This window comes from uncultured Roseibium sp. (genome assembly GCF_963675095.2).
GTDB lineage: Bacteria > Pseudomonadota > Alphaproteobacteria > Rhizobiales > Stappiaceae > Roseibium.
In genome coordinates this window covers 305,743-317,213 of sequence record NZ_CAXXSJ010000069.1, presented here as the reverse complement: position 1 = coordinate 317,213, position 11,471 = coordinate 305,743, and the positions used below count along the sequence as shown (strand labels likewise).

Annotated in this window: 10 protein-coding genes; 7 read left to right on the top strand and 3 right to left on the bottom strand. The window is 61.9% G+C overall.

The window, feature by feature from the left end; translation table 11 throughout:
• Positions 1 to 51: 51 nt before the first annotated feature.
• On the bottom strand, positions 52 to 978 hold the full coding sequence (locus ABIN98_RS27985) for an NADP-dependent oxidoreductase (RefSeq protein WP_346915378.1): 927 nt from the start codon (positions 976 to 978) through the stop codon (positions 52 to 54).
• Between the two features lie 237 nt (positions 979 to 1,215).
• Between ABIN98_RS27985 and ABIN98_RS27980 the strand changes: the two genes are divergently transcribed.
• The 6 genes from ABIN98_RS27980 to ABIN98_RS27955 are packed head-to-tail and all read left to right on the top strand — an operon-like array spanning position 1,216 to position 6,431.
• Positions 1,216 to 1,662, top strand: a complete 447-nt coding sequence (locus tag ABIN98_RS27980; protein WP_346915376.1) for a MaoC family dehydratase — start codon at positions 1,216 to 1,218, stop codon at positions 1,660 to 1,662.
• Positions 1,663 to 1,682: 20 nt separating this feature from the next.
• Positions 1,683 to 2,663: a nitronate monooxygenase family protein gene (locus tag ABIN98_RS27975; RefSeq protein ID WP_346915374.1), complete on the top strand. Its 981-nt coding sequence runs from the start codon at positions 1,683 to 1,685 to the stop codon at positions 2,661 to 2,663.
• A 22-nt stretch (positions 2,664 to 2,685) separates the two neighbouring features.
• Positions 2,686 to 3,921 carry an acyl-CoA dehydrogenase family protein gene (locus ABIN98_RS27970; RefSeq protein WP_346915372.1) on the top strand — a complete coding sequence of 412 codons (1,236 nt, stop codon included), beginning with the start codon at positions 2,686 to 2,688 and terminating at the stop codon, positions 3,919 to 3,921.
• 6 nt (positions 3,922 to 3,927) lie between these two features.
• On the top strand, positions 3,928 to 4,590 hold the full coding sequence (locus tag ABIN98_RS27965) for a histidine phosphatase family protein (protein ID WP_346915370.1): 663 nt from the start codon (positions 3,928 to 3,930) through the stop codon (positions 4,588 to 4,590).
• Positions 4,591 to 4,618: 28 nt separating this feature from the next.
• On the top strand, positions 4,619 to 5,650 hold the full coding sequence (locus ABIN98_RS27960) for a phosphotransferase family protein (protein WP_346915368.1): 1,032 nt from the start codon (positions 4,619 to 4,621) through the stop codon (positions 5,648 to 5,650).
• Positions 5,643 to 6,431 carry an SDR family NAD(P)-dependent oxidoreductase gene (locus ABIN98_RS27955; RefSeq protein ID WP_346915367.1) on the top strand — a complete coding sequence of 263 codons (789 nt, stop codon included), beginning with the start codon at positions 5,643 to 5,645 and terminating at the stop codon, positions 6,429 to 6,431. The genes ABIN98_RS27960 and ABIN98_RS27955 overlap by 8 nt, the downstream gene beginning before the upstream one ends.
• Positions 6,432 to 6,440: 9 nt before the next feature.
• On the opposite strand, the gene ABIN98_RS27950 is transcribed toward ABIN98_RS27955, so the two are convergent.
• Both ABIN98_RS27950 and ABIN98_RS27945 read right to left on the bottom strand, forming a co-directional pair.
• Positions 6,441 to 8,522, bottom strand: a complete 2,082-nt coding sequence (locus ABIN98_RS27950) for an acetate--CoA ligase family protein (RefSeq protein ID WP_346915365.1) — start codon at positions 8,520 to 8,522, stop codon at positions 6,441 to 6,443.
• A complete protein-coding gene (locus tag ABIN98_RS27945) occupies positions 8,519 to 10,171 on the bottom strand; it encodes a thiamine pyrophosphate-dependent enzyme (RefSeq protein WP_346915363.1) in 1,653 nt (550 codons plus the stop codon). Before ABIN98_RS27945 ends, ABIN98_RS27950 begins: the two co-directional genes overlap by 4 nt.
• 106 nt (positions 10,172 to 10,277) lie before the next feature.
• On the opposite strand from ABIN98_RS27945, the gene ABIN98_RS27940 reads away from it, so the two are divergent.
• Positions 10,278 to 11,432 (top strand): TAXI family TRAP transporter solute-binding subunit, encoded by a 1,155-nt coding sequence (locus ABIN98_RS27940; protein ID WP_346915361.1) that lies wholly within the window; start codon positions 10,278 to 10,280, stop codon positions 11,430 to 11,432.
• The last annotated feature ends 39 nt before the right edge of the window (positions 11,433 to 11,471 follow it).

Sequence of the window (11,471 nt, the reverse complement as noted above, 5' to 3'; positions counted from 1 at the left end):
GGCGCAGCTTCAAAGCCATCGGCGATGTCCTTCGCGGTAGTGCAGCTTCCGTCACGCAAATAGCCGCTGACCTCTTTCAGGAAATCCGCGGAAACGGTCGTAATGGTCGGTGATGATGAAGCCGTTGACCGACAGGCGGCGCACGAGGATGGTGCGCCAGGCCTTCGGTAACTGATCCTTGCCGTCTCCGCCGCCGAGACCGAGACCGCCGAGATCGTACCAGGCGATCATGCCGCAAATCGGGATCCGGCCGGCGACATTCATCTGGGGCAGAACTGCTTCCAGCGTCTTGCCGCCGACGTTTTCGAAATAGATATCGATCCCGTCCGGGCATTCGGCGGCAATCTGCTGCCGCAGGGCCGACGCATCCGCTGCTGCGCGGTGGTCGATACAGGCATCGAAGCCCAGGTCGTTGACCGCATAGGCGCATTTGTCCGCGCCGCCGGCAACGCCGACCACCCGCAACCCGTAGAGCTTGGCCAACTGGCCAACCATGGACCCGACCGCGCCGGTCGCGGCCCCAACCACCAGCGTCTCGCCCGCCTTGGGCCGGCCGTATTCGTTGAGGCCCAGCCATCCGGTGAAGCCGGGCATGCCGAGGACCCCGACGGCCGTCGATATCGGCGCCACATCCGGATCGACCTTTCTGAGTTGCTTGGCGGGCAGGACCCCGTGGCTCGCCCAACCGAACATTCCATTCACGATATCCCCCGGCTTCAGGCGGTCGCTGTTGGAGGCAATGACCTCGGCAACGCATCCGCCTTCCATGGTCGCGCCGACTTCTACGGGTGCGGAATAGGACTTCACATCGTCCATCCGCCCGCGCATGTAGGGATCCAGCGACAGAAAGAGGACCCGCACCAGAACTTCGTCGTCGCCCGGTTCCGGCATCGGGATTTCCTCGAGACGGAAATTGTCTAGGCTCGGTGCGCCTTTCGGCCTCTCGGCAAGAGCGATGCGCTTCATGGTTTCGGTCATTGCGGCCTTCCTGATTTTTCATTCTCAGCAGATTGTCGTTTGCGAAATTGTGTTTCGCAATAGAAAATGTGGAGCCGGTGCATGTAGAGTTTTTGAGGCGATGGTTACGTTGCGACAGCCTTGTCAGGCGATCTGCGAAACGCTATTCCACTATGCGAACAAATTGCAGAAGTGCCCGGAATCGGGATTAGTCCGTCCGTTATTTGCACAACGGACCGTCATGGAGAATACGAAAACATGAGCGTGAAGGACTGTCTCGACCAGATCGGCACCACCTATCCGCCGTCCCCTTGGATCACGATCACCCAGGACATGATCAATACCTTCGCCGATGTGACCGGTGATCACCAATTCATTCATACCGATCCGGAGCAGGCGGCAAAAACACCACTCGGCGGCACCATTGCTCATGGTTTTCTGACGGTCTCGCTCCTGTCGAACATGTCCACGCAGGTGGTACCAGTGCCGGATGACTGCAAGATGACCGTCAACTACGGTGCAAATCGTCTCCGGTTCCTGTCGCCCGTTCCAAGCGGTGCACGCATTCGCGGACATGTGACCCAGTCCAATGCCGAAGAAACCGCCCCCGGTGAAGTGACGCTGACCTGGGAAGTCCGTATCGAAATCGAAGGACAGGAAAAACCGGCGCTTTACGCCGAATGGCTTGTCCGCCGTTATTTTTGAACCCCGTTGTGGAGTAACCGATGACGAATTCCCGTCTCCCGGATGTATTGACCGGCCTGCGCATCCCCGTTGTCGCATCGCCCATGTTCATCGTTTCCGGACCCGAACTGGTGATCGCCGAGTGCAAGGCCGGCATTGTCGGCAGTTTCCCGGCACTGAATGCCCGCGAAGCCGATGGTGAACCGATCGAGCTGGAGCGCTGGCTGAAGCAGATCACGGAAGAGCTGGACCGCCACAATCAGGCCAATCCGGATCGTCCGGCCGCCCCCTTCGCGGTCAATCAGATCGTGCACCGGTCGAACGAACGGCTGGAGCGGGATCTGGAAATCTGCGCCAAGTGGAAAGTGCCGATCTGGATCACCTCGCTCGGAGCACGGGTAGAGGTGAACGAGGCCGCCCATTCCTGCGGCGGCATCGCCCTCCACGACGTCATCAACAATACCTTTGCCAAGAAGGCGATTGAGAAGGGCGCCGACGGTCTGATCGCGGTCGCCGCCGGTGCCGGAGGCCACGCCGGTCCGCAGTCGCCCTTCGCGCTGATCCGCGAAATCCGTGAGTGGTTCGATGGCCCGCTGCTTCTGTCCGGTTCGATTGCGACCGGCGAGGCGCTTCTGGCCGCGCGGGCGCTCGGGGCTGATCTCGGCTACATCGGCTCGCCCTTCATCTCCACTGACGAAGCGCGCGCGCCCGATGCCTACAAGGACATGATCGTCGACTGCGGTGCGGAGGACATCGTCTATTCGTCGCTCTTTACCGGCATTCACGGCAACTACCTGAAACCCTCGATCCGCAATGCCGGCATGGATCCGGACGCACTGGCATCCGCCGACCCGAGCAGCATGGATTTTTCCAAGGGATCGTCGAAGGCCAAGGCCTGGAAGGAAATCTGGGGCTCCGGCCAGGGGATCGGGGCCATCAAGGAACGCACCCCGGTCGAAGGGCTCGTCGCTCGGATCGAGGCGGAATATCACGCGGCCAGACAGAGGATCTGCGCCGAATAGAACAACAGTCTGGGAGGACATCATGGATCTGGGCGTCACGGAACGGGTCAAGCCGCTGATCGAAGCGGTACGCAGGATGATCGAGGAGGACATCGCACCGCTCGATGCGGAATATCATGCGGAGGTCGGCAAGGCCTTCGGCGCCGGACGTTTCGCGCTGACCGAGCGCCAGCTCGAAATCCTCACGAGCCTGAAGGCCAAGGCACGCGAGCGCGGCCTGTGGAACTTCTGGCTGACGGACTCCGAAAAAGGCTACGGGCTGAGCACCGTCGAATACGCCTATCTCGCGGAAGAGATGGGCAAGGTCCGGCTTGCCGCGGAGATCTTCAACTGCTCCGCGCCCGATACCGGCAACATGGAGGTCTTCGAGCGCTACGGCTCGCCCGCCCACAAGGAGAAGTGGCTGAAGCCGTTGCTGGAAGGCGAGATCCGCTCCGCCTATCTGATGACCGAGCCGGATGTGGCCTCGTCCGATGCGACCAATATTTCTATGTCCGCCGTCAAGGATGGTGATCACTGGGTGCTCAACGGCGAGAAATGGTGGGCGTCGGGCGCAGGCGATCCGCGCTGCAAGGTCTATATCGTCATGACCTGTTCGGACCCGGACGCGGAAAAGCATGCGCGTCATTCCATGTTCGTCGTTTCAGCGGACACGCCGGGCATCGAGGTCCTGCGCCCGATGGAGGTCTTCGGTCATGACGATGCGCCGCACGGCCACATGCATATCCGCTTCACCGATGTCCGCGTTCCGGAAGAGGATCTGATCCTCGGCCGGGGCCGTGGTTTCGAGGTGGCGCAGGGGCGTCTCGGCCCGGGCCGGATCCACCACTGCATGCGCGCCATCGGTCAGGCCGAACGGGCCTTGGAGATGATGTGCAAACGGGCCCTGAACCGGACGGCATTCAAACGGCCTCTGGCCGATCTCGGCGCCAACCACGACATCATCGCCAATGCGCGCATGGAAATCGAAATGGCGCGGCTGTTGTGCCTCAAGGCAGCCTGGATGATGGACACCCAAGGGGTGCGTGCGGCCCAGCCTTGGATTTCCAAGATCAAGGTGGTCGCACCGCTGATGGCGACCAAGGTGGTCGATGAAGCCATGCAGATCCACGGCGGGGCCGGTATCAGCCAGGACTATCCGCTGGCCTCCATGTGGACCAACCTGCGCACCCTGCGGTTCGCGGACGGGCCCGATGCGGTGCACCGGCGCCAGATCGCCCGTGCGGAACTGCGCAAATACACAATCGAAAAGCGCTGAGACTACATGCAAGAACTGATTTTGATCCGCCATGCCCAGGCATCGTTCGGGGCCGATGATTACGACCTACTGTCCGATCTCGGTCATACACAGTCGGCCTGGCTCGGTGAATTGCTCGCCGGTTATGGTCTGGTGCCGGACCGGCTGGCGACCGGGAGCATGCGCCGCCATAAGGAGACGCTGGACGGCATCCGCAAGGCCTTCGGTGATCTGCCGGAAACGGAAGAATATCCCGGGTTCAACGAGTACGACTTTTCCGGCCTCCTCAACGCTCATCACGGCGGAGAGGCGCCGGAACATCTGCACAAGGATCAAAAGGCACATTTCCAGGCGCTCCGGCAAACCCTGGCGGCCTGGCAGCGGGACGAGATCGATAATCCGCCTGAAATGTTTTCGGAATTTGCGTCGCGCGTGGAGAACGCCCGCCGACAGACCTGCCGGCCGGGAGCGAAACGGGTGCTGGCTGTGACATCAGGCGGCCCGATCGCCGAAATTCTGGGGGCCGCTTTGCGTATGCCTCTGGATTCGCGCGTCGAATTCAACATGCAGGTGAAAAACACGTCCATAACCCGCTTCATCTTCAACGAACGGGTCTTCTACCTGCACAGTTTCAATGAAACGCCGCATCTCGATCGGCTCGACCGGGTCGCGCAGCGGACATACAGCTAGGTTGAACAGCACCAGGGAGGGGGGAGCCTTGGAACACAATGCCCAGCATCTCGATACACTGGCCGTCGAAAGGTATCTGAAGGGTCACCTGCCGGGGTTCGCGGGGCCGTTGACAGCGGAGAAATTTGCCTTCGGCCAGTCCAACCCGACCTTCCGCCTGACCACACCGGAAAAGACCTATGTCCTGCGCCGAAAGCCGCCGGGCGTCCTGCTGAAATCGGCCCACGCCATTGACCGGGAATTCCGGGTACAGAAGGCCCTGGCCGGAACCGATGTACCGGTCGCGGACATGCTGCTTCTGTGCGAGGACGACAGTGTTATCGGCACCATGTTCTACGTCATGGAACATGTGAATGGCCGTCATTTCGACGATCCCAGCCTGCCGGGTCACACCTGCGAGGACCGGGCTGCGATCTTCGACGAGATGAACCGGGTTCTGGCGGCCCTGCACAGTGTCGATCTCGATACGGTCGGTCTATCCGACTTCGGAGCGCCGGGCGCCTATGTCGCCCGGCAGATCGACCGCTGGACCAAGCAGTACCGGGCCTCGGAAACAGAAACCATTGCAGATATGGATGCGCTGATTTCCTGGCTGAACGACAACGTCCATCTTGACGACGGCCAGCGCACGCTGGTGCACGGCGACTACCGCATTGACAACATGATCTTCGAAAGTAACCGGTCACGCGTGGCCGCTGTTCTCGATTGGGAACTGTCGACGCTCGGCCATCCGGTGGCGGATCTGGCCTACCAGATCATGCAATGGCGCATGCCGGTCGGTGAGGAAGGTCGTGGGCTTGCCGGCCTCGACCGCAAGGCGCTGGGGATCCCCTCGGAAGATGAATACATCGCCCGCTACTGCGAGCGCCGGGGGCTGTCAGGGATCCCGAATTTCAACTTCTTCGTCGCCTTCTGCTTCTTCCGCATGGGGGCGATCCTGCAAGGGGTGAAGAAACGCGCGCTCGACGGCAACGCCTCCAACCCGGAACGCGGGCTTAAAATGGGCGAATTTGTTCCCTTCTATGCAGCCGGTGGATTGAAGGCGGTGCAGGATGGCTGAGAGACTCTACGAAGGAAAAACGGTCCTGATCACCGGAGCGGCGAGCGGCTTCGGTGCGCGCGCCGCGGAACGGTTTGCGGAAGAAGGGGCCAATCTCATTCTGTGGGACAAGGCAAGCGAAGCGCTGGCGGATAAAAGCAGGGTGTTTGCCGAAGCCGGCAGCAAGGTCCTGACAGCCACGGTCGATGTCACCAGCGAGGATCAGGTCCGAGGCGCGATGGCTATGGCCAAGGCAAAGTTCGGCACACTGGATGTCGCGATCAACAATGCCGGGATCGGCCATGAAATGGCGCCGCTTCCCGCTATCGATACGGCGACCTTCGACCGGGTGATGGCGGTCAATACCAAAGGCGTGTTCCTCTGTATGAAGCATCAGTTGCCCTGGATGAAGGAAGCCGGGCAGGGGGCGATCCTCAATGTGTCCTCGGCCGCAGGGCTGGTCGGCGCCGGGATGCTGTCTGTCTACGCGGCTTCAAAACACGCTGTGATCGGCCTGACGAAAAGTGCCGCTGACGAAGTCGCCCGAAAGAACATCCGCGTCAACGCGCTTTGTCCGTCCTTCGCGGTGACGCCGCTTTTCGATGACATGGCTGATGAAGTCGCCGACCGTCATGGCATGGACCGGGACGAAGCCTATGACCGCATTACACAGCGCATCCCGATGCACCGGGTGGCGACAGTGGATGAGGTCGTCCAGGCGATGCTGTGGATCTGCTGCCCGGAAAACAGCTTCATGACCGGCCAGGCGGTCTCCATCGACGGCGGCCTGACCGCGGTCTGAGCCGCAGCACTAACCTTTGCGCGGAACGATCAGTGCATCGAGGCCCAGGCAGCGATCCGGATAGGCGCGCAACGGATTGATTTCCGCACTGTCGATCTGGTCCGCATGGGCGGCCAGGAACACCGAGAACCTGTGAATGGCATCGGCCAGTCCGGCCTTGTCGCAAAGAGCGGCCCCTCTGACACCGTTCAGAAGCGCGACCGCATCCAGTTCCTCGATCATTTCCAGAGCGACCGCATGTGAAACCGGTGCATGGCGGAAGGCCACGTCGGAAAAGACTTCGGTGAAGACACCGCCGAGGCCGAACATGACGACGGGGCCGAAGGCCGGATCGATCTTGCCGCCCAGAATGCAGTCGATGCCCTCCGGCGCCATTTCCGAGACGATAACACCGTCGAGCGTTGCAGCGGGAACCGTCTTTTCGACGGTTTCCATAATCCGGGAAAAGGCGTCCTCGATGCCGTCTGCCGGAATATTCAGCGCAACGCCGCCGACGTCCGTCTTGTGGGCAATATCCGGCGAGGCGATCTTGAGCGCATAGCTGCCGGCGGCATGCTGGGCAAAGGTGCTTGCCTCGGATTCGTTCCGCAATAGCGTGTCGGTGATGACCGGAAGGCCGAAGCCCGCGAGGATGTCCTTGGCTTCCCGCTCGCCAAGCGCTGTCTTCGGCAGGTCAAGAGCAGCGGGCAAGGCGATCGGCGAACCCTTTTCGCGCGCAAAGGCTTCGCCGAGCCGGGCAAGCGCAGCAATCGCGGCAACCGCCCGTGTCGGATCCTCGAAGACCGGATAGCCCTGGCTTTCATAGCTTGCCACGATCTCCGGCTCCGCCAGGATCGACTGCACGATCAGCACATCCGGATTGTCGGCAAGTCCGGCGCGCATGGCGTCCTGCAGGGCGCCGGCAATCATTTTGGAGCCGGCGACCGATGTCCAGAACGCCAGGATGGCATCATAGCCGCCGCGCTCGATCATCTTCTTCAGGAAGGCGGAGATCAGCGACAGGTCGTTGAACGCCTGGGCCGTGACGTCGACCGGATTGCGGGGGGCTGCGAAGGGCAGGAGCGCCTTCATCTCCGCCTGCGCATCCTCCGGCATGGGAGAGACGTCCAGGCCGTAGTCGGCAGCATCGTCGGCAATCAGGACACCGGCGCCGCCGGAAATCGTCACCACCCCGAGCTTCCGCCCGGTGGGATAAATCCCCGGCTGCGCGGCATAGGCGATATCGATCATCTCTTCCGTGGTTTTCGCCCGGACCGCACCATATTGCTTGATCACCGCGTCGAAGACGGCGTCCTCGCCGGCAAGCGATGCGGTATGGGACGCGGCGGCTGCCGCGCCGACATCGGAGCGGCCAACCTTCATGAAGATGACCGCCTTTTTCGCTTCACGCGCGGTTTCCAGCGCATCGATCAGCATCGGGCCGTTCTTGATGCCCTCCGCATAAGCCAGGATCGTGCGGACGTCGTCCTTTTCCGCCATCAGCTTGATGACTTCGGCCACCTGAACATCGCCCTCGTTGCCGGTGGTCAGGAAATAACCGGTGCCGAGGCCACGCTGGCGGGCCAGGAAATAGATGTGGCTGCCATAGGCACCGGACTGGCTGGCAATCGCAAGCGAACCGGGTTTTGGTGCGCCGCGATCCAGCGTCGTCGAAAAACATGGCTGGAAGCCGGAAAACGCATTGAAAGCGCCGAGGCAATTGGGTCCGATCATCCGGATGCCGATATCCCGCGCCGTGCGGATCAGGTCATCTTCCAGCGCCGCGCCTTCTGGACCCGCCTCCCGGAAGCCGGAACTGAAAATCAGGCAGGTTTTCGCCCCCCTGGCGCGGGCTTCTACGACCGCCTCAGCAACCAGCGGCGCGGGCAGGGCGATCAGGGCGAAGTCGATGGTTCCGTCGATATCGGCCAGGCTTGGAGCAGCAGGCAGGCCCTGGATCGTGTCGCGCTTCGGATTGACGGGGATGAGACGCCCGGCAAATCCCGCGGCCTTCATATAGGCGATCGGCCGTCCGCCGATCCGTTTGGGGTCGTCCGAGGCCCCGACGATTGCCACCGACTGCGGATTGAGCAGATCGTCGAGCGTCGTCATGCCTTGGCCCTGATCTGGGAAATGGAGATATAGGCGGAGATGGCCTCGGTGCTTGAATTCACCTGGATCACCACCGGATCGTCGTGCGCCAACGCTTCTGTGACCTTGGACGCCACATCATCGCCCTTGGAAATCGTGACGCCCAACGCCCCGAAGGCACGGCCCCAGGCCGCGAAATCCGGATTGCTCAGGCCCGTGCCGGAAATCCGGCCGGGAAAACCTTTTTCCTGGTGCAGACGGATTGTGCCGTACGTGGCGTTGTTGGAAATCACGATTACGGGCTTGGCGCCGACAGATACCGCCGTCGCCAGTTCATTCCCGGTCATCATCGTCCCGCCGTCGCCGACGTATGCGATGACGCGCTTGCCCGGATGCCGGAGACAGGCGGCAACGGCGGCCGGAACCGCAAGGCCCATGGCGCCACCTACAGCACCGATCGCCGTCTGCGTGCCGTCCCAGGGCCAGTGGCAATGCACCCAACTGGAAAAATTGCCGGAATCGGTGATGACGATGCTGTCTTTCGGTGCCTGGTCGGCAAGGGCGATGACGACTGCGCCGAAATCGATCCCGTCGTCCCAGTCTTTGGGAGCCTGATCGGCGAGTTTTCGGGCAACCGAGTTGATCGTGCCGGCCCAGGTTTTCCGTGTTTCCGGCACATTGCTGTTGAGCGTTGCCAGGGCTTCCAGGAACGAGGCCGGGTCGGCAGCTATGCCGAGGTCGGTCCGGAACACCCGGCCGATGGCGTCGGCATCCGGATAGACGTGGATCAGCGGTTGGTCTGGAACCGGCGCCTTGGGCAGCCGGTACCCTTGGGTCGGCGTATCGCCGAGCCGCGTTCCGACCGCGATGATCAGATCCGCCTTCTGCATTTCCTTGACCTGCATCGGCGGGATCTTGAAGCCGAGATGACCGGCGTAAAGCGGATGGGCATTGTCGAAGATATGCTGGTATTTGAAGGTCAGTCCGACCGGAATTCCATGGGATTCCGCGGCTTTTAGCAGGGCGGCGCGTCCAGGGGGCGTATCGAGCTGGCCGCCGGCGATGATCAGAGGTCGCTCCGCCTTAGCCAGCAGATCTGCCGCCTTCCGGGCATCGTCCTGCGAGGCGGACGCGCGGGCGACCGGCAGAATTGGAACCGTCGGGTCGTTGACCGTGTCGCCCAGCATGTCTTCCGGCATCGCCAGGATTACCGGACCGGGCGTGCCGCTTTCGGCAACGTGAACCGCTCGGGCGAAGGTTTCCGACAGGCGCTCTGCTTCCGTCACTTCCCAGATGCCCTTGGCCATTCCGCCGAACATCTGCTGATAGTCCACTTCCTGGAAGGCGCCGCGACCGCGTTCAAATCGGGCGACCTGACCGACCAGAAGAACGAGCGGAACCGCATCCTGATTGGCCAGATGGACGGCGATCGATGCATTGGTCGCGCCCGGTCCCCGGCTGACAGCGGCAAGACCCGCCCGACCGGTGAGGCGGGCATCGGCCACCGCCATGAAGCCTGCACCGCCTTCGTGACGGCAGACGACGAGATCGATATCCGAGCCGTGAAGGGCGTCGAGCAGCGACAGGTAGCTCTCACCCGGCACGCAAAAGATACGATCAAGCCCGTGGGCACGAATGGTCTCTACGAGCCGATCTGCTGCGCGGGTCATTCCGGATGTTCCCCCCATCTTGTGTTGACTACGCATCGCATTTGCGAAATGCTGTTTCGCAGAAACAAACAGCAGATGCAAGTTTGTTCGATCAGGGAGGAACACAATGGGAATTTTTTACAGGCCGGTCACGGCCGTACTGACCTTCGCTGCCGCTGGAATAGTCTCGGGAGGGCTTTGCGCGGCGGAATTGAACCTGCCGAAGCAACTGGCATGGACCGCCTATAACACGGGATCCGCGGGCTATAACCAGTCTGTCGCCATCGGTGCGGCACTTCAAAACGCGACCGGCACCAACCTGCGCGTTCTGCCGGGCAAGAACGATGTGGCGCGCACCGAACCGCTGCGCCAACACAAGGTTCAGTTCTCCGCAACCGGTGTCGGCGGGTCGTTCATGGCCCAGGAAGGCGTCTTCGTATTCGGCAAGGAAAACTGGGGCCCGCAGGCTGTGCGCACGCTTCTGGCGAACAACGGCGGTGCCGTCGGCCTTTCCGTCGGTGTGGCCGGGGATATCGGCGTCAAATCCTACTCCGACCTGAAGGGCAAGCGCGTTGCCTGGGTCCGGGGTGCGCCGTCCCTTAACGTGAACACGACCGCCTATCTCGCCTATGGCGGACTGACCTGGGACGATGTCGAGAAGGTCGAGTTCGGCGGCTTCGGCGAAAGCTGGAAAGGCCTGATCAACGGCCAGGTGGATGCAGCCTTCGCCTCGACCAACTCCGGATTTGCCTATGAAGCGGCGTCTTCGCCCCGCGGTCTGACTTGGCCGCCCATCGACCCGGCCAACACCGAAGGTCTGGCGCGCATGCAGGAGATCGCCCCGTTCTTCTCTGCGGCCAAGGTGACTGTGGGCGCGACCATCGACGGGACCGACGGCGTCGAGACCGGCGCCTATGCCTATCCGGTTCTTGTCGCCATGGTCGATCAGGACGAAGACCTCGTCTACAACATGACCGCCGCCATGGTTCAGCTTTTCGATGAGTATAATGGCAAGGCACCGGGCATCGGCGGCTGGGCGCTCGACAAGCAGGACTTTGAATGGGTCGTTCCTTATCACGACGGCGCAATCCGCTATTTCAAGGAAATCGGCGCGTGGACGGACGCGGCCCAGAAGCACAATGACCATCTCGTCGACCGTCAGGCGGCCCTGGCCAAGGCCTGGGAAGACCTGAAATCCGAAAGCCCTGCCGATTGGGAAGGTGCCTGGGCTGAGGCGCGCAAGAAAGCCCTGACCGACGGTGGTTTTTCCGTCGTCTTCTGATCGTGAAAACCCAATAACAACCTCTTGCTCCGCGCGGCT